We start from the raw sequence: 24,414 nt of genomic DNA, 5'->3' as shown, positions 1-24,414 counted from the left end.
ATGTTGCAGGTGAATCAACTGTCAGGCGGCTATGATGATAAACAAGTCGTTAAGTCTGTTTCGTTTCATGTCCATAAAGGAGAAATCATCGGCATCCTAGGTCCGAATGGAAGTGGGAAATCGACGCTTTTAAAATTAATTTCCGGTATTTTACCAGCCACGAATGGAACCGTTGCAGTTGACGGGAAATTAACTTCACATTATTCCCAAAAAGAATTTGCACGGAAAGTCGCTGTTTTACCACAACTTCACGCACATGCTTTTTCACATACGGTGCGAGAAACGGTAGAACTCGGAAGATATCCACATCAGTCCGGATTTTTCTCGGCTTGGTCAGAAGAGGATGAACGAGCTGTTCAAGAAGCAATGAAAAGTACAACGATTACGCGTTATGAACATCAATCGATTGAACTGCTTTCTGGCGGAGAACAACAGCGCGTTTTCGTTGCACAAGCATTGGCACAAGAGGCACCAATTTTATTATTAGATGAACCGACAAACCATTTAGATATCGCACATCAGCAACAATTGCTCGATACGATTCGCTCCCAAGCAGTTGAAAAAGGATTAACGGTTATATCCGTTTTCCATGATATTAATTTAGCGGCCTTATATTGCGATCGATTGTTATTAATGGATGATGGTGAAATTGCGCGTATCGGTTTACCGCAAGATGTTGTGAAGGAAGAAGCAATCGACACGGTTTATCAGGCACGAGTGACAACACAACCACATCCTGAACGCCCGAAACCACAAATTACTTTGCTTCCTACATTAACCGGGGAGTTGCCTATCCCTAAAATAACGAAAGACAGTTTTATTGTCTCTTCTGAACAAGTCGTGCTGCAATCGACAACAGCGTTAAAAACATTATCCTCTGCAGTCCACAATGCAGGTATGGGTTGGTATCGAACATTTGTCAATCGACATGTTGATAAAAATTACAATGTCGATAATGTGCAAAATGAAATGGAAATGTATCTCGAATCACAACATTTTTCATTAACCGAAACGGTCGGTATGATGACAGCAGCGAAGACGGAATTCGTGGAAATTGAATCGTATGAAGGGGATTTTGGTACAGTGCTCGTTGCAGTAACAGCGGGACTTGGGAACGCGGTTGACGTGTCAGAAGTCTATCGCCGCGATGAACATAAAGTGGTTGGCACGATAAATACATGGGTCATTGTGAATGGCTGTTTATCAGATGAGGCATTTATTCAAGCGTTAATGACGGCAACTGAAGCAAAAGCGAAAGCCCTCCAAATTGAAAAAGTTCAAGATCCTGTATCCAAAACCATTGCGACAGGCACTTCGACGGATAGCTTGCTCATTGCGGCTACCCAAGAAGGAGAAGCACTCCCGTATGCGGGGCCAATTACGCCGCTTGGGAAATTAATTGCAAAAGGCGTGTTTGAATGTACGGTCCGCGCCATTCAAGCTTATAAAAAAGAAAAAGGTGTTTCAATGTGATCCCAGCTCATTTTTTAGCCATTGCAATCGGCTTTTTCCTTGATAGACTCATTGGAGATCCACCAAATTGGCCGCATCCAGTGCGTTGGATCGGTCAGTTTATTTCATATATGACCGATATTTTAAATAAAGGACGCTTCCGCACACTAAAAGGTGCATGCTTATTATTAGTTACTGTTTCGCTCGTCTTTATCGTTGTTTTTATGATTGTTATGTTAAGTTATGAAGTACATATTTTTGTAGGGATTGCTGTGGAAGGCGTTTTGATTGCTATTGGACTTGCCCAAAAAAGTTTGCGTGATGCTTCTCTCGAGGTTTATGAACCGTTAGCGGGTGGAGATTTGAAGGAAGCACGCCATAAACTTTCCCACATTGTCGGAAGAGACACCGACCGCTTGAATGAGCGAGAAATTGCGCAAGCGACAGTAGAAACGGTGTCAGAAAATACAGCTGACGGGATCACTTCTCCAATGTTTTGGGCGTTTTTATTTGGTGCCCCCGGATTATGGCTGTATAAAGCGGTAAACACATTGGACTCAATGGTTGGCTACCGGAATGAGCGATACAAAGCGTTCGGAAAATTTTCGGCAAGAACAGATGATGTTTTGAACTTTATTCCTGCACGTCTCACAGGATTTATGATCATTTGTTATGCGCCGAATCGTGGTGGCATTTCATTTTTCAAGCGATTGGCTGGCTGGGTACGCGATGCGCGTCGTCATGCGAGTCCGAATAGCGGTTATATGGAAGCTGCAACGGCTTGGCAATTAGGGATTCAATTGGGTGGTGCGTCTACGTATCGGGGCGTAATGTCAAAACGTCCAACAATTGGACCGAGCGAGAAAAGCTTAAACGCAAAACATATTAAAGAAGCGATTTTTGAAATGCATTTTATATCCTTTCTATTTTGGTTTACGATCACGACGATTGGGGTGTTTATTCATGCAATTACCTGAACATGGGGCAAATCCGCATCACCTCTACGAAAGATTAGACATGCCGCAACCTAAAACGGTGCTAGATTTTAGTGAGAATGTAAATCCGTTCGGGATGCCAGAGCGTGTTGTGCATGAATGGCCGATATTACTGTCGAAAATGACGGCTTATCCAGATCCGATAGGAGAACCTTTTTTGTCGGCAACCACTCGTTTTCATCAAGTGAAAAAGGATTCTGTTTTCGTTGGGAATGGCGCAGCAGAACTACTTGCTCTACTCGCGGAAAGATATCGCGGGAAAAGAGCGGTTATTGTTCATCCGACATTTTCCGAATACGAATCTACTTTGCGTGTAAAAGACGTTCAAATTAAACGCATTGTACTGTCTGGAGAAAGTGGCTTTCAATTGCCGATAGAAGCTATCCAGCATGCAATGGGAAAAGCGGATGTCCTTTATTTATGTACACCGAATAATCCAACAGGCATATTGCCTACGCGCGTTGAAATTACCGAACTCATTCGCTACGGTGAAAAAGTCGATTGTGAGATTATTTTGGATGAAGCCTTTATTGATTTTGTTGATGAAACATTGTCGTTCATTCCAGATATCGAATCGTACACAAATCTCATCATTGTTCGTTCGATGACGAAAATGTATGCCATTCCAGGCATCCGGCTCGGGTATGTCATTGCACATCCTTCCGTCATTTCACAAATTAAGAAGTTTGCGCCGCACTGGAATGTTAATGGAATTGCCGCTTCGATTGGAGAAATTTGTTTAAAAGAAAAGGCTTTTGTTGAGAAGTCCGTGATGCATAGTGCACGTGAAAGGGAAAAGTTAGCCGGTTTTTTACTGGCACATGAATGTATTGTGACGGAATCTGTTGCGAATTTTTTATCGTTTAAATTAAATGGCGATAGAAGTGCACGCCAGCTTTACGTATATTTATTGAAACGCGGCATTGTGTTACGCCATTCAGAAAACTTTCTAGGAATGGACGGGAACTGGTTGCGGGTTGGTGTGAAAAGTGAAGCGGATATGCATGTGTTAAAAGAGGAGTTAGCCAAATGGTTCGCGGACAATTAACATTTATTAGCGGCGGTGTCCGAAGTGGGAAAAGTGCTTATGCGGAAAGGCTTTTGACCGATGCAAGTCAGAGGAAACATGGGCGACTCGTCTATATTGCGTCTGGTACGCCGACGGATGAAGAAATGAGTGAACGGATTCAAAAGCATCAAGATGACCGTGCTGATTTTAATTGGACAACGATTGAACAACCGATCGATTTTGGACAAGTTTTGCCGTTCATTCAAACAGGCGATTACATATTATGGGACTGTTTGACGACTTGGTTGGCGAATGAATTGTATGCAGGATACGAAACAGGCACCCCTTGCGTAAATCGACCTGATTGCATGGAACAAAAAGTTGAGGACCTCATTGATCGTATCGATGCCATATTAAAAAAAGCATCGCATCTTGTAATTGTTTCCAATGAAGTCCTTCATGAGGTTGCGCCAAATGAAGTGGAGACGGAAAAGTATCGCGCATGGATTGGTGAAATCCACCAAAAAATTGTAGCTAAATCACAAACTGCAATTGAAATGGAAAGTGGGATACCGATCTTTTGGAAAGGGGAGAGGGGATGATGAATGGCTTAATCGTCTTAGGAACTGCTTCAGACTCAGGAAAGTCGATGATTTGTACAGCGCTCTGCCGTATTTTGGCAGATGAACAAGTTCAAGTCGCACCATTCAAATCTCAAAATTTATCTCCTTTCACAGTCACGCTTGAAAATGGGATTGAAATCAGCAGAGCGCAGTATATTCAAGCTTTGGCGGCCAGAACAAAACCAACTCTCTATATGAATCCAATTATGTTAAAGCCTAGTTCTCCAATGCATACGGAAGTTAGTATATTAGGGGGCCACTTCGGTGTTAGAGATGGTTTTGCCTATCGGGATATGTTTTTTGATCAAGCAGTCGGCGCAATTCGTCATTCGCTTAAAAAGTTATCCGAAAAATACGAGACCGTCATCATTGAAGGTGCTGGAAGTCCGGCGGAAGTAAATCTAAACGACCGGGAAGTCGTCAATATGCGTGTTGCGGAAATGGCAGATGTTCCCGCGTTGTTATTGGCAGATATTGACCGCGGTGGTGCCATTGCGTCTATAGTTGGCACGCTTCAACTATTAGCACCTGAGCATCGCGCGCGAGTGAAAGGCATTATTGTGAATAAATTTCATGGAGACATTGCGTTTTTTCAGGATGGCATTGAATTTATTGAATCGTATACAGGGATTCCGGTCGTTGGAGTTATTCCTTTTAAAGAGGACCACGGAATAGAAGAGGAAGATATGGATAGACCCGTTTCAAATTCACCTGCACATATTGATAGATACGATGCGTGGGCAGAACATGTGAAATGTCATTTGAATTGGCCATTGGTGAAAGAAATCATTGCGCAAGGAGTCTCGCGATGAACGGTATTTTATTGGCATTACAATTTTTCACGGTGCTTCCGATTCATAAAGAAATTCCGCTAAATCGAAAAGAAGTCACGATGATGTATTGCGCACTTCCGTTTATTGGCGGGGCAATTGGATTAACGATGTACGGTGTTTATGAAATAGCAGCGAATATTTTACAGTTTGGTCCATTGTTAACAGCGGTCCTCGTTGTTCTGACGTGGATTGGTTTGACAGGCGGTCTCCATGTAGATGGCTGGGCAGATACGGCGGATGCATTTTTCTCTTATCGGACACGAGAAAAACGTCTGGGAATATTAGAAGACCCGCGTCTCGGCGCGTTCGGGGCAATGGCACTTGTTCTGTTAATGATCATGAAAATCGCTTTGATTCATGAAGTGATCCTGCAGGATATGGGAGCAGTGTATCTTTTTATGATGATTCCTTTTTTAGCGAGAGCGGGATTGAATATTTGCTTTTCCACGCTTAGGCCTGCTAAAAGTACAGGCATTGCGCATTTCTTTCGGGAGAAACTTGCGCCAACTGTTGTGATAGTCGTTACGGTATTCAGTAGCATGCTGATTTTATTCGCTTATTATTATGGTACAAATCAATGGCTTCCGCCTGTTATACTCGCCGGAAGTATTGCAGCAGCGATTTTTTTATTCCGCCGCTGGGCGATGAAGCACTTCCACGGCATGACGGGTGATTTAGCAGGTGCTTTTATCGAAGGAATGGAGGCGTTATTATGGCTCATCGTGTTGTGCTTACTTTAATTCGCCACTTACCGACGGCTGGTAATATAAAGCGTCAATATATCGGTTGGACGGATGAGTCGATTGTGGAAAATGAGATCAATGAGTTGCCGTGGCAACCCTCCGTCGTGTATGGAAGCGATTTACGACGTTGCCAAGAAAGTGCCCATCTCTATTTTCCAAAGGCGACTTATCAAAGTGATCATCGTTTTCGAGAAAGTAATTTTGGCGATTGGGAAGGAAAAACGTATGAATTGTTGAAAAGGGACAGTGCGTATCGTTCTTGGATTAATTCCCCATATCGTTGCCAACCGCCAAATGGTGAAAGTTTAGCAGAAGTGAAAGCACGTGTTTTACAAGCAATTTATGATTTGCCTAGCGGGGAAGAGGACTATTTTATCGTGACGCACGGCGGACCGATTCGAATTTTATTGACGGAGTTTGCGCCGGAACAAAACGATTTTTGGTCATGGATAATTCCTCATCAATCTGTTTGGCAACTTCGGTGGGATTGCGAACAAGATTTAAGGGAGGGGAAACGATGCGCGTCGTTATCGGCGGTGCCCATAACGGGAAACGGGCTTACGTAAACAGTTATTTAGAAGCGCAAAAGTTAAGCGGTTTTAAATGGTATGAAGGTACAATTCCGCCGATTGGCAGCAGTCCTGTCGTCGTTGCAGGTTTAGAAGACTGGTTGCGATGTGCTGATTTAGATGAGGAAGAAGCAATCCAAGTTGTGATGAATTCACTAGAAAACCGTTCGGCAATCGTCATATTAACAGATATTGGTCGCGGAATTGTGCCAATCGATAAGAATGAGCGGCAATTACGAGACAGTTGCGGGCGGTTGTATCAGAAACTCGTTGCGGAAGCAGAAGAAGTCATACAAGTTTGGTATGGGATTCCAAAAAAGATAAAAGGAAGGGGAAATGGAAGATGAAAATTTATACGAAAACAGGGGATAAAGGAAAAACAAGTTTAATAGGGGGGCGCGTTAGTAAAGATAGTTTGCGCGTTGAAGCTTACGGCACGATGGATGAGTTGAATTCATTTGTTGGGAAAGCAATGACAGAACTCGATGCAGAAAAATTTAAAGACATACTTGAAGATCTTGAAGCGATACAAAATGAATTATTCGACGGTGGCGGGGATTTATCGAATGTGATGAAAGAGCGCCATTATAAATTAACAGAAGAACCAATTGAAGTGTTGGAAAAGCGTATCGATGAGTTGATGGATGAAGCACCGCCACTTGAAAAGTTTATTTTACCTGGAGGTTCACCAGCATCCGCAACACTCCATATCGCGAGAACAGTGGCGAGGCGTGCGGAACGTCGAACAGTCACGTTAATGAATGAGGAAGAAGATGTACCAACAGTTGTCGTTCGTTATTTAAACCGCTTATCCGATTATTTATTCGTCGCGGCACGGATTGTGAATGCTCGTTTACAAGTCCCAGATAATGAATATGTGCGAAGTGCCAAAGTGTTTCGTACAAATGAAATGAAAAAAGGTGAATAATTCGTGAGGCTGAAACAACTTACGTTAGCGGCGATGTTTGCAGCTTTATGTGCAATTGGGGGACTACTGAAAATCCCACTTGGCATTGGGTCGACTGCGTTAGATTCCACTCCAGCATTAGTGGCATCGGCATTTTTACCGCCTATCTATGCAGGAATGACAGCTTTAATCGGACATAGTGCTTCGGCTTTATACGCAGGTTTTCCATTAGGTCCTTTTCATCTGCTAATCGCGCTTGAAATGTTAGCGATTATTTATGTTTTTGCACGTTTGCATCAGGCGGAGTATCAAGTTAGTAAATGGGTGTTTTTTATCGTCGCGAATGGTTTGCTTGCACCGTTACCGTTTTACTTTCTCATTTCACCGAGTTTTTATGTTGGGGTTGTGCCCGGAATTTTGATAGCCACGATTTTTAATGCGGTGATTGCAGCGGTTGTTCTTCCGGTTGTACAAAATGTTTGGCGCGAACGTCTTGGTGTTTTACGATGAGAAATGCGTTGTTGGTGGATAAAAACATCATTGTCACAACGGATAATTCAGGCGGAATTGGTGAGAAAGAACAAGATATTGTCTCGGCAACTGATCGATTAACTGCGTATTATTCGGCCCGTGTTACGCTACTGGAACAATGGGCGGCAAATGCGGAACCTTTTACGACGCTCATTCATAATTTTAGCGGTCATGAAAGTTGGGGAAAGTACGTTCAAGGTGTAAAGGATTTATTTCAAGAAGCAGGGGTGCCATGCCCGCAAATTAGCGGTAGTACGGAAACGAATATGGAACTTGTTCAATCCGCGGTTGCTGTGACGATGATTGGGAAACGGGAAGAGCACGTTTCGATGCCAGATGGACAGTGGTTTACGTATGGAGCCCCACTTGTCGGCGAAGAAGTGCTTGTACATGCGGATGAAGTCGCGTCGATACGTCGAATTAAGCAAGCGTTGGATGATCAAATGATTTATCGAGTATGGCCGGTAGGCTCCCAAGGGATTTTGCATGAAATGCGTCGCTTGATGAACGATGATGACTTGAATGCTGAGTCTGAATTGGATCTACGTAAAACTGCGGGACCGTCTACGGTTGTCTTAGTTGAAATTCCATTGGAGAAGAGCTTAGCCGCGGAAAAGTTATTTGGAAATCTATTACGAAAAATTGATTTTAAATAAATGGGCAAGCCGTTTTCATGATTACGGATGAAAACGGCTTTTTTATATGGGGAATTGCTTGGTTGTTGGCCAGGAGGGGGTGTAATTGCTTTTAAGCTATTGCGTCTTGTTGCGAATTAAGGATTTCTTAAGTTTTACGCAATGCTTTGGTGAAAGCGTGCAACGTTATCGGTAAAGTTCATAACGTTCATTGAGGTACGCAAGTTTTTAGTAAAGTTCATAACGCTTCGTCGAAAGTATGCAACGTTATCGGTAAAGTTTACAACGCTCATTGAAGTACGCAACGTTCTTGTAAAAGTCCACAACGCTCCGTCGAAAGTATGCAACGTTATTAGTAAAGTTCATAACGTTCATTGAAGTACGCAACGTTCTTGTAAAAGTCCACAACGCTCCGTCAAAAGTATGCAACGTTATTAGTAAAGTTCACAACGTTCATGAACACCGCTTCTAGGTAGCTAACTCTGTCCTCTATCACGCCAAACTCTCTTAAGGTGGATTTAAATCTAGTTGAAACATCCGTTTTATTACAGAAAAAACAAAAAACTAGTTGACTGAATGCTCATTCATAAATATACTGAAAATAGAGTATCGACAGAAGAGTGTTTATCCACTAAACTATTCGTAACGTTAAAACAAGGAAGGGGAGAGGAAATTGAGTCCATTATTAGTCGTTAACTGGATTTTGTTTCTAGGAGTGACGGCGTACGCCCTTGCGCTTTTTACCTATTTGATAAGGACAAGAATACAATTTATTAAACTAGGTCGAAAAGAAGAGTTTGATGAAAGCGTCAAGGAACGTCTGCGCAACATTTGGGTGTATGTGTTTGGGCAAAAGAAACTATTAAAAGACAAAAAGAGTGGAATTATTCACGTTTTGTTCTTCTATGGTTTTATTCTCGTACAATTTGGGGCAATTGATTTAATTTGGAAGGGGTTAAAGCCGGGGTCTCATCTACCGCTTGGCCCAGTATACGGGGCGTTTACTTTTTTCCAAGAGATTGTTGTATTAACGATTTTAGTGGCGGTTGTATGGGCATTCCACCGTCGTTACGTTGAAAAGCTTGTTCGTCTAAAAAGGGGTTGGCAGTCGGGACTTGTTCTGATTTTCATTGGCGGATTAATGCTTTCGACACTTTTATCAAATGGAATGAATATTATATGGCAAGGTAAAGGATTAACTTGGACTGAACCGGTTGCATCAACGATTGCAGCAGTGTTTAGTTTTCTGCCTGAAGTAGGAGCAGCAACAATCTTCTTCGTCGGCTGGTGGGTGCATTTATTAATCCTATTAACATTCCTCATCTACGTGCCGCAGTCTAAGCATGCGCACTTAATTGCAGGACCTGTGAATACGTATTTTCACCGTCTGGACAATGCGGGGACATTGAAGCCAATCGATTTCTCAGCAATGGAAGAAATGGATGATGACGATGAAATGCCAGCGCTTGGTGTTGGGAAGATTACAGATTTCACACAACTTCAAATGATTGATTTTTACGCTTGTGTTGAATGCGGGCGTTGTACAAATATGTGTCCGGCGGCCGGAACAGGAAAAATGTTATCGCCGATGGACTTAATTACAAAACTACGTGACCACTTAACAAATCACGGTGCACTTGTCACAAAGCAACAACCATGGGTGCCTACACCTATGTTTAAGCAATCACCAGGAAACCAAATTGCCCTAGCAGCTGGTGCTGAAGGTGCAGTAATAGAGGATATTTATAGCCCATCCCTTATCGGTGATGTCATTACTGAAGAAGAAATTTGGGCTTGTACGACATGTCGTAACTGTGAAGACCAATGTCCGGTTATGAACGAACATGTTGATAAAATTATTGACCTTCGTCGTCATCTCGTGATGACAGAAGGAAAGATGGATCCAGATGCACAGCGCGCAATGACGAATATTGAGCGTCAAGGAAATCCATGGGGACTCAACCGTAAGGAAAAAGAAAACTGGAGAGATGCACGTCCGGAATTACATATTCCAACGGTGAAAGAAGTGAAAAAAGCTGGCGAAGAATTCGAATACTTATTCTGGGTCGGTTCAATGGGGGCTTTTGATAATCGTTCACAAAAAATCGCATTGTCATTCGCACATCTGATGAACAAAGCCGGTGTCAAATTTGCAATTTTAGGAAATAAAGAGAAAAACTCTGGAGATACACCGAGAAGACTTGGAAACGAGTTTTTATTCCAAGAACTGGCGGAATCAAATATTAAAGAGTTTGAAAAAGCAGGCGTCACGAAGATTGTTACAGTTGACCCGCATGCTTACAACATCTTTAAAAATGAATACCCTGATTTTGGTTTTGAAGCAGAAGTCATTCACCACACGGAAATGTTATATGACCTTGTGAAAAATGGCGTTTTAACACCAGAACATGCAATTGACGAAACAATTACATTCCATGACTCTTGTTACTTAGGTCGTTACAACGAAGTTTATGACCCGCCGCGTGAGATTTTGAAAGCGATTCCGGGCGTAGAATTAATCGAGATGAAGCGAAACCGCGAAGACGGCATGTGCTGTGGAGCGGGCGGAGGACTCATGTGGATGGAAGAAGATACAGGTCATCGCGTCAACGTTGCGCGTACAGAACAGGCACTCGAAGTAAGTCCAGGCATTATTTCTTCTGGATGTCCATATTGTTTAACGATGTTGTCTGATGGAACGAAAGCAGTTGAAGTTGAAGACAAAGTCGGAACATATGATATTGCGGAATTGCTTGAGCGTTCAATTTTTGGAGAAGACTTCGAGCCGGCAGTAGAAGAAGTAGAAACAGTTTCACAATAAAAGCTAGCCGTAAAATGTATTGCGACAATTTTAAATATAATATATACTGAATTTAATGAGAAAAGAAAGATTGATAGAAAAGGGAGCCTGCAACTCCCTTTTTCCGACAATGGGTATTGAGCGAGCGTTCGGTCGCATATCGTAACTTATAAATGAAAACGCTATCAAAGTGAAGGGAGAGAAACACATGAATAGAACAGTCATAGTAGATGGGGCACGTACACCGTTTGGACGTTTTGGAGGTGCATTGTCAACGCTTTCCGCTAGTGAATTGGGGGGCGTAGCAATTCAAGAAGCATTATCCCGTGCTGGTGTAAAAAATGACGAGGTCGACGAGGTCATTATCGGCACTGTTTTACAAGCGGGACAAGGACAAATTCCTTCTCGACAAGCAGCAACGAAGGCAGGTCTTCCTTGGAACGTAAAAACAGAAACGATTAATAAGGTTTGTGCTTCTGGCATGCGGAGCGTTACGCTGGGCGATCAATTGATTCGTCTTGGGGACGAAGAGGTTATCGTTGCAGGTGGAATGGAGTCCATGTCAAACGCGCCTTATTATTTACCGAAAGGCCGATTTGGTTTGAAGATGGGGGATGCGCCATTAGTTGACGGGATGATTTACGATGGCTTATCTTGTGCATTTTCGCCGGACCGCGTCCATATGGGGACGTACGGAAACGAAACGGCAGATGCGTATACGTTAACACGTGAGCAGCAAGATGAATGGGCTTTACGCAGTCACAAGCTTGCAGTAGAAGCGGTTGACAAAGGTCTTTTTGAAAAAGAAATTGTCGCAGTTGAAATTCCACAACGAAAAGGCAATCCAGTAGTAGTGGATGTTGACGAAGCGCCTAGACGAGATACCTCTCTTGATGTACTCGCTAAGCTACGTCCAGCTTTTGGAAAAGACGGCACGATTACAGCAGGAAATGCGCCGGGTGTCAATGACGGAGCGTGTGCACTTGTTTTGATGAATGAAGATCGCGCTAAGAAAGAAGGAAAGACACCACTCGCTTACATTGTCGGGCATGCGGAAGTGGCAATCGAACCTAAAAACTTTCCACAAACACCTGGACTAGTGATTAATAAACTACTTGAGAAAACTGGGAAGACATTAGAGGAAATTGATTTATTCGAAATTAACGAAGCGTTTGCGGCAGTTGCGCTCGCAAGCTCTCAAATTGCGAAATTAGACGCGGATAAAGTGAATGTTAACGGCGGGGCGGTTGCACTTGGTCATCCAATTGGTGCAAGTGGTGCACGTATTATTTTAACGCTCGCGTATGAACTAAAACGTCGTGGTGGGGGCATTGGTATTGCATCGATTTGCTCTGGGGGCGGACAAGGCGATGCGATTATGATTGAAGTACCGAAAAATTAAAAGCTGAAATGCCTGTCCAGCGCGGGAGACTTTAAGAGAAAGCGTCTTTTGCTTTTCTCTTAAAGTTTAAGCGCCTTGAGCAGCTAGGCATTGAAGCTAGACAACAAGCGTGAGATGGGGGCGAACACAATGGAAATTAAAAAAGTAATGGTAATCGGTGCCGGACAAATGGGTGGGGGAATTGCACAAGTATGTGCCCAGGCTGGTTATGATGTCATTTTAAATGATATTCAAGAAGAATCTTTCAACAAAGGATTGGCGGTCATAACGAAAAATCTTGCAAGAAATGTTGAAAGAGGCCGTATGTCTGAAGGTGACAAGGAAGCCGTTCTCAGTCGGATTACAAAGTCGCTTGATTTATCAGATGCGAAGAATGCAGATATCGTGATTGAAGCAGCGGTTGAAAATATGGAAATAAAACGTTCAATCTTTGCACAATTAGATGAAATTGCGCCAGCACATACAATTCTCGCAACAAACACATCTTCACTGCCAATTACTGAAATTGCTGCAGCAACGAATCGACCTGAAAAAGTGATTGGTATGCACTTTATGAATCCAGTCCCAGTGATGAAACTGGTTGAAATTATTCGCGGACTCGCAACGGCAGATGAAGTCTATCAAGCGGTTGAGGATATGACGAACGCTTTATCAAAAGTACCTGTTGAAGTAAATGACTTTCCTGGATTCGTCGCAAACCGCGTATTAATGCCGATGATTAACGAAGCGGTTTATACGCTATACGAAGGGGTTGCAACGAAGGAAGCGATTGATGAAGTGATGAAGCTCGGGATGAATCATCCGATGGGGCCACTTCAACTTGCAGACTTTATCGGACTCGATACGTGCCTTTATATTATGGAAACATTACATGAAGGATTTGGCGACTCGAAATATCGTCCTTGTCCACTACTCAGAAAATACGTGAAAGCAGGCTGGCTCGGCAAGAAATCTGGGCGCGGTTTTTACGAATACAACTAAGACCAATCTGGAATGTAAAAGGGGTTCGAGTGAAAATGGACTTACAACTTACGGAAGAACAACAAATGATGCAGCAAATGGTTCGAAACTTTGCGAAAGCAGAAATTGAACCATTTATTCCACAAATGGAAGCAGGCGAGTTCCCACATGACATTTTAAAGAAAATGGGAGAGCTCGGACTGATGGGGATGACAGTTCCAGAGGCGTACGGCGGCGCAAATATGGATTTCTTATCGTATATTTTAGCAATTGAAGAATTGTCTAAAGTGAGCGCGGTCATGGGTGTCATCTTATCGGTACACACTTCAGTAGGAATCAATCCAATTATGCAATTTGGGAATGAAGAACAAAAGAATCGCTATTTACCGAAAATGGCTAGCGGAGAATATTTAGGTGCTTTCTGTTTGACAGAGTCTACATCGGGATCTGATGCAGGTTCTTTAAGAACACGAGCTGCCAAAGAAGGCGATGCTTACATATTAAATGGTTCGAAAATGTTTATTACAAACGGAGGAGAAGCAGACGTTTATATCGTCTTTGCTTCTACAGATAGTGCTAAAAAAACATACGGCATCACAGCGTTCATTGTCGATAAAGATACACCAGGTTTAATCATCGGAAAAGATGAACAAAAAATGGGTTTACACGGTTCACGGACGGTAGAACTCGCATTTGAGAATATGCGTGTGCCTGTTGAAAATCGTCTCGGGGGAGAAGGGGAAGGATTCAAAATCGCGATGGCCAACTTGGATGTCGGCCGAATCGGCATTGCCGCGCAAGCGCTTGGAATCGCGGGCGCATCCCTTGAAGCAGCGACTGCGTATGCAAAAGAACGAGAGCAATTTGGCAAACCAATTTCAGCGCAACAGGGTATTGGCTTTAAATTGGCAGATATGGCAACTGGGGTTGAGGCAGCCAAACTACTCGTTTACCGCGCTGCTCTACTCAAGGAAGAAGGAAAACCGTGTGGACAACAAGCTTCGATGGCCAAACTATTTGCTTCGAAAACAGCCGTTGATAATTCCATTGAAGCCATTCAAGTGTTTGGCGGTTACGGCTATACAGAGGATTATCCAGTTGAACGCTATTTCCGGGATGCGAAAGTTACTGAAATTTATGAGGGTACGAGCGAAATTCAACGTATTGTGATTTCTAAACACTTGCTAAGGTGACAGTCACCCACACAATTCAGGTTTAATTCACAATATTTAGAATGGTTTAGAAGTCGTGTGAGTGACTGGTACCAAAACACCAAAACAACTATAAGGTGGGGGAAGAAATGAATTTTAATTTATCCGAAGAACATGAAATGATTCGTAAAATGGTACGTGATTTTGCAGAAAACGAAGTAGGGCCATCTGCGGCGGAACGTGATGAAGAAGAACGTTTTGATATGGAGTTATTCGAGAAAATGGCGGAGCTTGGATTAACGGGGATTCCATGGCCAGAAGAGTACGGTGGGATTGGCAGTGACTATTTAGCGTACGTAATTGCGGTAGAGGAACTGTCACGTGTTTGTGCGTCGATAGGTGTTACGTTATCTGCACATACATCACTTGCAGGCTGGCCTGTATATAAGTTTGGAACAGAAGAGCAGAAGCAAAAGTACTTACGTCCGATGGCTGAAGGGACAAAGATTGGTGCATATGGATTAACAGAACCAGCTTCAGGTTCAGATGCAGGCGCGATGAGAACGACTGCCAAGCTTGACGGAGATGAATACGTTTTAAATGGTTCAAAAATCTTCATTACAAACGGCGGCATTGCAGATATTTATATCGTCTTTGCTGTGACGGATCAAAGCGGAAAACGTCCAGAAACGACTGCATTTATCATTGAAAAGGACTTCCCAGGATTCTCTGTAGGGAAGAAAGAAAAGAAACTAGGTATTCGTTCATCTCCTACGACAGAAATTATGTTTGAAAATTGCCGCGTGCCGAAAGAAAACATGCTTGGCGATTTGGGAGAAGGCTTTAAAATCGCGATGCAAACATTGGACGGCGGGAGAAACGGCATTGCCGCTCAAGCAGTAGGTATTGCACAAGGCGCACTTGATGCATCTGTAGAATATGCGAAAGAACGTGAGCAGTTCGGAAAACCGATTGCGGCCAACCAAGGAATTGGTTTCAAACTTGCCGATATGGCGACAGCGACAGAAGCTTCGAGGCTATTAACTTACCAAGCGGCTTGGTTAGAATCACATAATCAGCCTTATGGAAAAGCGTCCGCAATGGCAAAGTTAATGGCGGGAGATACAGCAATGAAAGTAACAACGGAGGCAGTTCAAGTGTTTGGTGGCTATGGATATACAAAAGATTATCCAGTAGAACGCTTTATGCGCGATGCGAAAATCACACAAATCTACGAAGGAACGCAAGAAATTCAAAGGCTTGTGATCTCCCGAATGCTTACGAAATAAGGGGAGTGTCAGATGACTAAAAAGCGAGAAGTAGAATCATCCGTTAAAGATGAAAATCTTATTGAAATGAGACGGCAACAGATGGTTCAAGGTGCGATAAAGCTATTTAAAGAAAAAGGTTTTCATCGAACGACTACGAGAGAAATTGCAAGAGAAGCTGGATTTAGTATCGGGACGTTATATGAATATATTCGCACAAAGGAAGATATTTTATTTCTCGTATGTGACAGTATTTACGATGAAGTGCAAAATCGTTTATCAACGCTAGCGACGGGAGAAGGAACCGTTGCCGGTTTAAAATCTGCCATTCACCAATACTATCAACTTATCGATGATATGACGGATGAATATGTCGTCATGTACCAAGAATCCAAATCATTGCCAAAAGATGCACTGCAATATGTATTAAAAAAAGAACTCGAAATGGTTGCACTTTTTGAAGGTATTCTACAAACATGCATAGAGTCGGGCGAACTTCGCATGACTCAAGAAGAAGCGCCATTAGCCGCACATCATATCGTCGTTCAGGGACAAATGTGGGCATTCCGCAGATGGGCCTTGAATAAACACTATACAATCGAAAAGTATATTGAGATACAGCAAAATCAGTTGTTAAGAGGGATTGTTGGGGGAATTGGGTGATTCCAGTTTTGTTTTTGGAAAGAGTGATGGGGATTAGTTTTAAGTAATATTTGGATTAAATAAGGTATTTCGTTGATTGTAGTGGAGGGCGGCGACTCCTGTGGGATTAGCAGGGAAAAAGGTAGTTCACTTTTTCCTAGGTAAGACCCCGCAGGGAAAGCCGTAACGAAGAACGGCTTTTGCGACCGAAAAGCGTTAGCGTTTGGGAGCACAGATATATACGGATGTATAATTTTGCAAAGACCACAAAATTATACAAATCGCAATCTGTGTTTTGCGATTGGCTCACCGCCAGCCCCACGGAAAGCGTCCGCCCGGAACGGAAATCAACCTTGTTAGGATTTGACTTTCATGTACCAACCAAAATAAACAAAGGGGTGTTTATATATAAAATGGCAACAGTAGAAATTTACAAACCAAAACACCATGTACGTATGGTGACGGCATCGAGCCTATTTGACGGACACGATGCATCCATCAATATTATGCGCCGTATTTTACAAGCAAGCGGTGCGGAAATTATTCACCTTGGACATAACCGCTCAGTGGAAGAAGTCGTCAACGCGGCCATCCAGGAAAACGTTCAAGCAATCGCGATGTCCTCCTACCAAGGCGGACACGTCGAATACTTCAAATATATGTATGATTTACTGAAAGAAAAAGGGGCGTCACATATTCGCATTTATGCGGGAGGCGGTGGTGTGATCATTCCTAGGGAAATTAAGGAGCTCCATGATTACGGCATTGCTTGGGTATTCTCACCTGAAGACGGTCGTAAACTAGGTCTTCAAGGGATGATCAACCAAATGATGGAAGAATGTGATTTTGACCCAGCTCAACAATTTAAGGTAGAAGACGTTGAGAAAGTAAGTGCAACGTCACCTAAAATCCTTGCGCAATTAATTACGTACGTAGAAGAAAATTACGAACAGAAAAATGATGAAACAAAAGCGATTCTTGAAAAAGCGCGCGAACTATCAAAGGGCACACCAATCTTTGGAATTACAGGTACTGGCGGAGCAGGAAAGAGTTCCTTGACAGATGAATTGATTCGCAGATTTCTTCATGAATTACCTGATAAAAAAGTTGCGATTCTCTCAATTGACCCTACGAAACAAAAGACTGGGGGAGCTTTACTCGGTGACCGAATTCGCATGAACTCCATTTTCAATGAGCGTGTCTTTATGCGAAGCTTAGCAACGCGCGGTTCCCGTTCTGAACTTTCCGGAGCAATTAACGACGTATTAGATATCGTAAAAGTAGCTGGTTTCGATTTAATCATTGTCGAAACAAGTGGTATCGGTCAAGGGGATGCAGATATTGCGGACATTGCCGATGCATCCATGTATGTCATGACGAGTGAATTTGGAGCACCGACACAGCTTGAGAAGATTGATATGATTGATTATGCAGACTTAATTGCGATTAATAAATTTGAACGAAAAGGTTCAGAAGATGCGATGAGTCAAGTACAGAAACAGTACCAGCGCAGCCGTCTTCTTTGGGATAAAGACCTAAGTACAATGCCGGTTTACGGCACAATTGCAAGCCAGTTTAACGATAAAGGAACGAATGCACTTTTTGCAGCGATCGTTGGTGTCTTGAATGAAAAATGTAATCTCGATTGGACGACTTCTTACGACCAGCTCGTGAAAACAGAAAAACAAAATGTGATTATCCCAACAGAACGAATCCATTATTTACGTGAAATTTCAACGGTTGTCCGTGAATATCACAAAAAGTCCAAAGTACAAGAAGAGCTTGCACGAAAATATTTTCAACTGGAAGGTTCTATTCAAGCTTTACAAGAACAATCATCAGAAAATGCGCTAATTACAACATTACAGTCACTCGCGGACAGCGTTTATGAAGAATTAACTGCGGAATCAAAACGTATATTGAAAAACTGGGAAACGTTAAAAGAAAACTATGCTGGTGATGAATTTGTCACGAAAATTAGGGACCGTGAAATCAAAACGCTCCTCCAAACGACATCATTATCCGGCTTGAAAATCCCGAAAATTGCTTTACCGAAATTTAAAGATTACGGGGAGATTTTACGCTGGGTATACCGCGAAAACGTTCCAGGTTCATTCCCATATACAGCAGGCGTATTCCCGTTCAAACGAGAAGGAGAAGATCCGAAACGTCAATTTGCTGGAGAAGGAACACCAGAAAGAACAAATCGCCGTTTCCACTATTTATCGAAAGACGATGATGCAAAACGACTTTCTACTGCGTTTGACTCAGTGACACTTTACGGTGAAAATCCTGATGAAAGACCGGATATTTTCGGGAAAATTGGAGAGTCCGGTGTAAACGTTTGTACACTTGACGACATGAAAAAATTGTACGACGGCTTCGATTTATGTGCACCTGCTACATCCGTTTCAATGACAATTAATGGCCCTGCGCCGATTATTTTAGCGATGTTTATGAATACGGCAATTGACCAACAAATTCGGATTAAAGAAGAAGAACTCGGTCGCCCGCTTACTGTAGAAGAGTTTACAGAAGTGAAAGAAGGCACATTGCAAGTCGTTCGCGGAACGGTTCAAGCCGATATTTTGAAAGAAGACCAAGGACAAAATACATGCATTTTCTCAACGGAGTTTGCGCTTCGACTAATGGGAGATATTCAGCAATACTTTATTGACCAAAAGGTGAGAAACTACTATTCTGTTTCAATTTCTGGTTATCATATTGCGGAAGCGGGCGCGAACCCAATTTCACAGCTTGCATTCACGCTTGCAAATGGATTCACGTATGTAGAATATTATTTAAGCCGCGGCATGAATATCGATGACTTTGCACCGAACTTATCATTCTTCTTCTCAAATGGATTGGACCCGGAATATACCGTAATTGGCCGTGTGGCACGACGTATTTGGGCAGTTGCAATGAGAGAAAAATACGGAGCAAATGAGCGTAGTCAAAAATTAAAATATCACGTTCAAACATCAGGTCGAAGCTTACACGCGCAAGAAATCGACTTTAATGATATTCGCACAACATTACAAGCATTACTCGCATTGCAAGATAACTGTAATTCATTGCACACAAATGCTTATGATGAAGCCATTACAACGCCAACGGAAGAATCTGTTCGTCGCGCAATGGCCATTCAAATGATTATTACGAAAGAATACGGCTTAGCGAAAAACGAAAATCCATTACAAGGATCATTCATCGTTGAGGAATTAACAGACCTTGTTGAAGAAGCAGTCCTTCAAGAGTTCGACCGTCTGAATGATCGCGGCGGCGTTCTTGGTGCAATGGAAACGCAATATCAACGCGGAAAAATTCAAGAAGAATCAATGTACTACGAGATGAAAAAGCATTCCGGAGAATTGCCAATCATCGGCGTAAACACGTACTTGAATCCGAATCCGCCTTCGGAAGAGGATATTGACAATATGGAACTAGCAAGAGCGACTAAAGAAGAAAAAGAATCGCAAATTATTAACTTGCGTAAATTCCAAAAATCGCATGCAGACAAAACAGACGAAGCTTTACAACGACTGAAAGAAGTCGCTGTATCCAATGGCAATATTTTTGAAGAATTAATGGAAACTGTAAAAGTTGCGAGTCTCGGTCAAATAACAAACGCTCTCTATGAAGTAGGCGGACAGTACAGACGGAATATGTAAAGAATCTTAACTGTAGACAAAGTTTGTGTAAACTTTGTCTACAGTTATTTTACGAATGTTGTTTTCTGCGGGGAGATGGCTATGTGACTGCATAATATGTCGATAACTCGGGACTAAAGAAGTACTCTTTATTTGTGGATTTTTCCCAATTAGTATGGGAGAATGAATTACAAGTCGGGAGAAAACATATACTATAGCAGAAAGGAAGAGATGCGAACGTGAAATGGTATCATCACTTAATAATCATTAGTGCACTCGTCCTTTTTACCGTGTTTTTTTACCAAGACGGGTTTGGTTCAATTCCTTTTTTAATCGCTGCAGCTTATTTGGCAGTCATTTTTTGTAAAGAAGTGAAGCGATTAAAAAAAAATCGTAAAATGCAGTGATTTATATGTAGAATCAATTTCAGAACGGCTTTATTATGAAATAATCTCCGTACAGTAAACTTTACGTATAATATCGCTTATGGTATAGTAAACTAACGAATACTACGACAATTTAATTTAAAAGAAGTGGACTAGTGAGCACTGGTCTTTTTTTGTAGTTTTTTAAAAGAAAGATAAAATCATGAAAAAACTAGCTTATAGATGAATGAATTGTATATAATGTTGACTATAGTAGGTTAGTGAGAGAGGACGTGCATGTTTAAGTGGATATCCGTAATATGACGAGAGAACAATTAGCGGAAGAATCAATGATTGACATTGCCTACGCAGTGCTGGCAGAAGGTGGAGAGTCTTTAACGTTAAGACAATTAATGGACGAGGTTCGTAAACTAAACGGTGTGACAGTTCGTGCCATGGCTGAAAAATTACCAAGAGTCAATACGGACATTAATATTGACGGACGTTTCCTTTCAATTGACGATATTCGTTGGGGTCTTCGTGAATGGTATCCAGTCGATCAGCTTGAGGCTGAATCTGCACCAGTCGTACGCGCGCGTAGAAAGAAAAAATCATCCGATGACGATGATGAAGATGAAGATTACGTAGAAGTCGACGAGGATGGCTTCGACATTATTGACGAAGAAGAAGATGATGAGGATATCGATGAAGATGTCGATGAGGATATTGAAGAAGAGGAAGAAGACATCGACGTTGAACTTCTAGAAGAAGATGAAGATGAAGTGATACCGGAAGATATCGTCTTAGACGATGATGAAGAAGACGAGGACGAAGACGAAGAGTACGATGAGTACGAAGATGAAAAGTGAGTATTAATACTTGACATCAAAGATTTTTCAATATAAGATTCTACTGGGCTCCTTAAACAAGGACATATGAATTTTGCATATCCGCTCCTACTGCTAATTGTTGCAGCTGGGGCGTTTTTTTTATTTAATAATAGTAAAAACGGAGGAGTTAACATGACAAAGTATATTTTTGTAACTGGTGGCGTTGTATCATCGCTCGGAAAAGGAATTACAGCGGCATCACTCGGACGATTATTGAAAAATCGTGGCTTACAAGTAACGATTCAAAAGTTTGACCCTTATATTAACGTCGATCCTGGAACAATGAGTCCGTATCAGCATGGTGAAGTTTTCGTAACAGAAGACGGTGCAGAAACAGACTTAGATCTAGGGCATTACGAGCGTTTTATCGACATTAAGTTGAATAAATATTCAAACGTAACGATGGGGAAAGTATATTCTGCCGTTTTGAAAAAAGAACGTCGCGGTGATTATAATGGAGCAACGGTACAAGTTATTCCTCATATTACAAACGAAATAAAAGAACGCATCATTGCTTCTGGGAAAGAGACCAATGCCGATGTAGTCATTACTGAAATCGGAGGGAGTGTGGGGGATATTGAATCCTTACCGATTTTAGAAGCGATTCGTCAAATGAAAACAGATTATGATAAACACGATGTCATGTATGTTCACTGTACACTCGTTCCATATATGAAAGCTGCGGGCGAATTAAAAACAAAGCCAACGCAACATAGCGTAAAAGAATTACGTGGACTTGGTATTCAACCAGACATTATCGTTGTACGTTCGGAACAGCCAGTGCCACAAGAAATGAAAGAAAAAATTGCGTTATTTTGTAGCGTAAGAGCAGAAGAAGTCATTGAAGCAGTTGATGCAGACACACTATACAAAATTCCGCTGATGATTAAAGAACAAAAAATGGACGAAATCGTTGTCGACCATCTTCGCCTGGACGTGGAAGAGGCGGATGTAACAGAGCTGGAAAATCTTGCGAATCTTGTAGGATCATTGAAGCATACAGTGGAAATTGGCCTTGTTGGGAAATACGTGGAACTTCCAGATGCTTATATTTCAGCTGTTGAAGCACTTTCTCATGCAGGATATCGACATGATACCGAGGTCAAAGTGAGATGGATCGATTCGGAAGAGGTCACTGCTGAAAATGCGGCTGAATTATTAAAAGGCCTTGGCGGCATTGTTGTACCGGGTGGATTTGGTGATCGTGGGATTGAAGGGAAAATTGAAGCAATCACGTACGCGCGTGAAAATAATATTCCTTTCTTCGGTATCTCACTTGGAATGCAATTGGCAACAGTTGAATATGCACGTAACGTATTAGGATTAACGAAAGCTCATTCAACGGAGTTTGATGAACATACACCGCATGCCATTATTGACTTATCACTTGCGAAAAAAGACATTGGTGGGAATGGCGTACCGATGCGTCTAGGTCTGTTCCCTTGTAAAGTGCAAGAAGGAACAAAAGCTTATGAAGCATACGGCGAACCTTTAATTTATGAGCGTCACCGTCATCGCTATGAGTTTAATAATGAATACCGCGAGCAATTGGAAAAAGCGGGTATGGTATTTTCGGGAATTAGCCCAGATGGTTTGTTGGTCGAAATGATTGAATTGAAAGATCATCCATTTTTCATGGGTTGTCAATTCCATCCAGAATTTGCTTCAAGACCAACTCGCCCGCAAGCATTGTTCAGTGAGTTCGTGAAAGTTTCTCTAGAAACCAGTTTAAATCAATAATAAAAACAGCCATCGTATAATACGCGATGGCTGTTTTTGTTTTGTAGAATTATTCGTCCATTAACATTTCATCATAAGCAATTTTAACAGCTTCATAAATAAATAAAGCTGCCAACGCATGAGGTTGGAAAATACGCTCACCATTTTCTCCTGGTAAGAGCCCACGCGTTAAGCTAGTTGAAATATAAGTTGTTGCTAAATCAAACAGTTCATTTTCCTCTGTTTTTTCTGGCGTTACAACGGCGAATGGAATAAATTCAGCTGCTAAAGAACGGGCAAGTTCAAGTGCTTGTAGATGCTCCGATGAACGAGTGAAAATCCATACACGGTCTGCGTGTCCAATTGCCATCTCTGGCTTATATTGGACAGCACCAATGAAAGGTTCTGCACTATTCATTGCGACTAGTCGAACTGCATCCAGTTCATCAAAACCAGCTATAATGACACGACCTTCACCGATCGTTGCTTGGGCGAGAAGTCGTGCGGTTTCTTCAATTGCTTCTTCGTTATTTTTTGCTATACGGTCTAATAATCCGCTAAGCTGTGTCGTCAACATTTTCATGAAAAACACCTCGAGTTTATTATAAATGAGTCAGCTCTAAATGCAAAAAAGAAAAATTCATTTGAGTCAATTTCATAATTACCTAAAACCGCTAAGCTGATAGAATATATAGTTGAGAACGGTTTAACTCAACAGAGGCAATTTCATAATTGCCCAAACTATATATTGTATCGGCGCAGCGAAAAGATTGAATTATGAAATTGATTAATTTCAAAAAAATAAAGGGAAATCGTCTTGAATGTCAAATTAGTATAAAATGGTACAATTAATTGAGGGGTGGTTTGGTGAAAAACGTACTAATTGTAGATGACCAACAGGGTATACGGCTTCTGTTGAAAGAACTGTTTAAAAAAGAAGGTTATGGGACGAAATTAGCTGCAAATGGGGGAGAAGCACTTCAACAAGTAAAACAGGAACAACCCGATTGTATCTTGTTAGACATGAAAATGCCTGGAATGGATGGAATTGATGTTTTGAAGCAACTTAAAAGAGAGTGGCCGGAAATCCCTGTCATTATGATGACAGCCTATGAAGAATTGAAGTTGATCGAACAAGCACTTGAAATAGGTGCTGAAAAATATTTTACTAAACCATTTGATATTTTTGAAGTGAGAGATGCGGTCAATTTATTATTTGCAAGCTGATAGCTAGGCAGTGGTAAACACTGCCTTGTTTTGTTATGATAAT

General features: G+C 41.9%; 23 protein-coding genes. 22 read left to right on the top strand and 1 reads right to left on the bottom strand.

All coding sequences use genetic code 11. The features are described from left to right. The 21 genes from BI350_RS15815 to BI350_RS15720 all read left to right on the top strand — a co-directional run bounded on the left by BI350_RS15815 (position 1) and on the right by BI350_RS15720 (position 23,165). A complete protein-coding gene (locus tag BI350_RS15815) occupies positions 1–1,473 on the top strand; it encodes a heme ABC transporter ATP-binding protein (protein ID WP_075529034.1) in 1,473 nt (490 codons plus the stop codon). Beyond that, complete coding sequence (gene cbiB / locus BI350_RS15810) at positions 1,473–2,429, top strand: adenosylcobinamide-phosphate synthase CbiB (RefSeq protein ID WP_075529417.1); 957 nt, start codon at positions 1,473–1,475, stop codon at positions 2,427–2,429. Before BI350_RS15815 ends, cbiB begins: the two co-directional genes overlap by 1 nt. After that, entirely contained in the window at positions 2,416–3,495 is a 1,080-nt protein-coding gene (locus BI350_RS15805) for a pyridoxal phosphate-dependent aminotransferase (protein ID WP_075529033.1), read from the top strand. The genes cbiB and BI350_RS15805 overlap by 14 nt, the downstream gene beginning before the upstream one ends. Next, on the top strand, positions 3,477–4,058 hold the full coding sequence (locus BI350_RS15800; protein WP_075529032.1) for a bifunctional adenosylcobinamide kinase/adenosylcobinamide-phosphate guanylyltransferase: 582 nt from the start codon (positions 3,477–3,479) through the stop codon (positions 4,056–4,058). Before BI350_RS15805 ends, BI350_RS15800 begins: the two co-directional genes overlap by 19 nt. Then, complete coding sequence (locus BI350_RS15795) at positions 4,055–4,891, top strand: cobyric acid synthase (RefSeq protein ID WP_075529031.1); 837 nt, start codon at positions 4,055–4,057, stop codon at positions 4,889–4,891. Before BI350_RS15800 ends, BI350_RS15795 begins: the two co-directional genes overlap by 4 nt. After that, positions 4,888–5,652, top strand: coding sequence for an adenosylcobinamide-GDP ribazoletransferase (gene cobS, locus BI350_RS15790; protein WP_168157278.1), 765 nt, complete (start codon positions 4,888–4,890; stop codon positions 5,650–5,652). The genes BI350_RS15795 and cobS overlap by 4 nt, the downstream gene beginning before the upstream one ends. Then, entirely contained in the window at positions 5,625–6,221 is a 597-nt protein-coding gene (locus BI350_RS15785; protein WP_075529029.1) for a histidine phosphatase family protein, read from the top strand. Before cobS ends, BI350_RS15785 begins: the two co-directional genes overlap by 28 nt. Then, entirely contained in the window at positions 6,173–6,571 is a 399-nt protein-coding gene (locus BI350_RS15780) for a bifunctional adenosylcobinamide kinase/adenosylcobinamide-phosphate guanylyltransferase (RefSeq protein ID WP_075529028.1), read from the top strand. Before BI350_RS15785 ends, BI350_RS15780 begins: the two co-directional genes overlap by 49 nt. Beyond that, positions 6,568–7,152: a cob(I)yrinic acid a,c-diamide adenosyltransferase gene (locus BI350_RS15775; RefSeq protein WP_075529027.1), complete on the top strand. Its 585-nt coding sequence runs from the start codon at positions 6,568–6,570 to the stop codon at positions 7,150–7,152. The genes BI350_RS15780 and BI350_RS15775 overlap by 4 nt, the downstream gene beginning before the upstream one ends. Positions 7,153–7,155: 3 nt before the next feature. Continuing rightward, entirely contained in the window at positions 7,156–7,641 is a 486-nt protein-coding gene (locus tag BI350_RS15770) for an ECF transporter S component (RefSeq protein WP_082295125.1), read from the top strand. After that, complete coding sequence (locus tag BI350_RS15765) at positions 7,638–8,318, top strand: hypothetical protein (protein ID WP_075529026.1); 681 nt, start codon at positions 7,638–7,640, stop codon at positions 8,316–8,318. Before BI350_RS15770 ends, BI350_RS15765 begins: the two co-directional genes overlap by 4 nt. 652 nt (positions 8,319–8,970) lie before the next feature. Beyond that, on the top strand, positions 8,971–11,118 hold the full coding sequence (locus BI350_RS15760) for a (Fe-S)-binding protein (protein ID WP_075529025.1): 2,148 nt from the start codon (positions 8,971–8,973) through the stop codon (positions 11,116–11,118). Between the two features lie 187 nt (positions 11,119–11,305). Further along, positions 11,306–12,499: an acetyl-CoA C-acetyltransferase gene (locus BI350_RS15755; protein WP_075529024.1), complete on the top strand. Its 1,194-nt coding sequence runs from the start codon at positions 11,306–11,308 to the stop codon at positions 12,497–12,499. A 129-nt stretch (positions 12,500–12,628) separates the two neighbouring features. Next, positions 12,629–13,480 (top strand): 3-hydroxybutyryl-CoA dehydrogenase, encoded by an 852-nt coding sequence (locus BI350_RS15750; protein WP_075529023.1) that lies wholly within the window; start codon positions 12,629–12,631, stop codon positions 13,478–13,480. 35 nt (positions 13,481–13,515) lie between these two features. Further along, a complete protein-coding gene (locus tag BI350_RS15745; protein ID WP_075529022.1) occupies positions 13,516–14,652 on the top strand; it encodes an acyl-CoA dehydrogenase in 1,137 nt (378 codons plus the stop codon). 107 nt (positions 14,653–14,759) lie between these two features. Next, the gene (locus tag BI350_RS15740; protein ID WP_075529021.1) at positions 14,760–15,899 is read left to right on the top strand and encodes an acyl-CoA dehydrogenase; all 1,140 of its coding nucleotides are present in this window, start codon (positions 14,760–14,762) and stop codon (positions 15,897–15,899) included. A gap of 12 nt (positions 15,900–15,911) precedes the next feature. Beyond that, complete coding sequence (locus BI350_RS15735) at positions 15,912–16,541, top strand: TetR/AcrR family transcriptional regulator (protein WP_075529020.1); 630 nt, start codon at positions 15,912–15,914, stop codon at positions 16,539–16,541. Between the two features lie 392 nt (positions 16,542–16,933). Continuing rightward, on the top strand, positions 16,934–20,191 hold the full coding sequence (gene icmF, locus BI350_RS15730; RefSeq protein WP_075529019.1) for a fused isobutyryl-CoA mutase/GTPase IcmF: 3,258 nt from the start codon (positions 16,934–16,936) through the stop codon (positions 20,189–20,191). 218 nt (positions 20,192–20,409) lie between these two features. Further along, complete coding sequence (locus BI350_RS17000; protein WP_155767551.1) at positions 20,410–20,577, top strand: hypothetical protein; 168 nt, start codon at positions 20,410–20,412, stop codon at positions 20,575–20,577. Between the two features lie 263 nt (positions 20,578–20,840). Further along, complete coding sequence (gene rpoE / locus BI350_RS15725) at positions 20,841–21,404, top strand: DNA-directed RNA polymerase subunit delta (RefSeq protein WP_075529018.1); 564 nt, start codon at positions 20,841–20,843, stop codon at positions 21,402–21,404. Between the two features lie 153 nt (positions 21,405–21,557). Further along, the gene (locus tag BI350_RS15720; RefSeq protein ID WP_075529017.1) at positions 21,558–23,165 is read left to right on the top strand and encodes a CTP synthase; all 1,608 of its coding nucleotides are present in this window, start codon (positions 21,558–21,560) and stop codon (positions 23,163–23,165) included. Positions 23,166–23,214: 49 nt separating this feature from the next. Here the strand turns inward: BI350_RS15720 and BI350_RS15715 are convergent, their stop codons facing one another. Further along, entirely contained in the window at positions 23,215–23,727 is a 513-nt protein-coding gene (locus tag BI350_RS15715) for a DUF2529 family protein (RefSeq protein ID WP_075529016.1), read from the bottom strand. 284 nt (positions 23,728–24,011) lie between these two features. Between BI350_RS15715 and BI350_RS15710 the strand changes: the two genes are divergently transcribed. Beyond that, positions 24,012–24,371, top strand: coding sequence for a response regulator (locus tag BI350_RS15710; protein WP_075529015.1), 360 nt, complete (start codon positions 24,012–24,014; stop codon positions 24,369–24,371). Positions 24,372–24,414: the final 43 nt, after the last annotated feature.

The organism is Sporosarcina ureilytica (assembly GCF_001753205.1).
Lineage (GTDB): Bacteria > Bacillota > Bacilli > Bacillales_A > Planococcaceae > Sporosarcina > Sporosarcina ureilytica.
The sequence above is the reverse complement of the archived record's forward strand: the minus strand, read 5'-3'. Positions and strand labels throughout refer to the sequence as shown.

What these genes read in the sequence shown, in the direction of transcription:
- BI350_RS15750 (WP_075529023.1), top strand. Translation starts at nt 12,629, where the DNA reads ATGGAAATTAAAAAAGTAATGGTAATCGGTGCCGGACAAATGGGTGGG.
- BI350_RS15755 (WP_075529024.1), top strand. Translation starts at nt 11,306, where the DNA reads ATGAATAGAACAGTCATAGTAGATGGGGCACGTACACCGTTTGGACGT.
- BI350_RS15765 (WP_075529026.1), top strand. Translation starts at nt 7,638, where the DNA reads ATGAGAAATGCGTTGTTGGTGGATAAAAACATCATTGTCACAACGGAT.
- BI350_RS15795 (WP_075529031.1), top strand. Translation starts at nt 4,055, where the DNA reads ATGATGAATGGCTTAATCGTCTTAGGAACTGCTTCAGACTCAGGAAAG.
- BI350_RS15805 (WP_075529033.1), top strand. Translation starts at nt 2,416, where the DNA reads ATGCAATTACCTGAACATGGGGCAAATCCGCATCACCTCTACGAAAGA.
- BI350_RS15800 (WP_075529032.1), top strand. Translation starts at nt 3,477, where the DNA reads ATGGTTCGCGGACAATTAACATTTATTAGCGGCGGTGTCCGAAGTGGG.
- BI350_RS15720 (WP_075529017.1), top strand. Translation starts at nt 21,558, where the DNA reads ATGACAAAGTATATTTTTGTAACTGGTGGCGTTGTATCATCGCTCGGA.
- icmF (WP_075529019.1), top strand. Translation starts at nt 16,934, where the DNA reads ATGGCAACAGTAGAAATTTACAAACCAAAACACCATGTACGTATGGTG.
- BI350_RS15780 (WP_075529028.1), top strand. Translation starts at nt 6,173, where the DNA reads ATGCGCGTCGTTATCGGCGGTGCCCATAACGGGAAACGGGCTTACGTA.
- BI350_RS15715 (WP_075529016.1), bottom strand. Translation starts at nt 23,727, where the DNA reads ATGAAAATGTTGACGACACAGCTTAGCGGATTATTAGACCGTATAGCA.
- BI350_RS15740 (WP_075529021.1), top strand. Translation starts at nt 14,760, where the DNA reads ATGAATTTTAATTTATCCGAAGAACATGAAATGATTCGTAAAATGGTA.
- cobS (WP_168157278.1), top strand. Translation starts at nt 4,888, where the DNA reads ATGAACGGTATTTTATTGGCATTACAATTTTTCACGGTGCTTCCGATT.
- BI350_RS15815 (WP_075529034.1), top strand. Translation starts at nt 1, where the DNA reads ATGTTGCAGGTGAATCAACTGTCAGGCGGCTATGATGATAAACAAGTC.
- BI350_RS15785 (WP_075529029.1), top strand. Translation starts at nt 5,625, where the DNA reads ATGGCTCATCGTGTTGTGCTTACTTTAATTCGCCACTTACCGACGGCT.
- BI350_RS15745 (WP_075529022.1), top strand. Translation starts at nt 13,516, where the DNA reads ATGGACTTACAACTTACGGAAGAACAACAAATGATGCAGCAAATGGTT.
- BI350_RS15735 (WP_075529020.1), top strand. Translation starts at nt 15,912, where the DNA reads ATGACTAAAAAGCGAGAAGTAGAATCATCCGTTAAAGATGAAAATCTT.
- BI350_RS15775 (WP_075529027.1), top strand. Translation starts at nt 6,568, where the DNA reads ATGAAAATTTATACGAAAACAGGGGATAAAGGAAAAACAAGTTTAATA.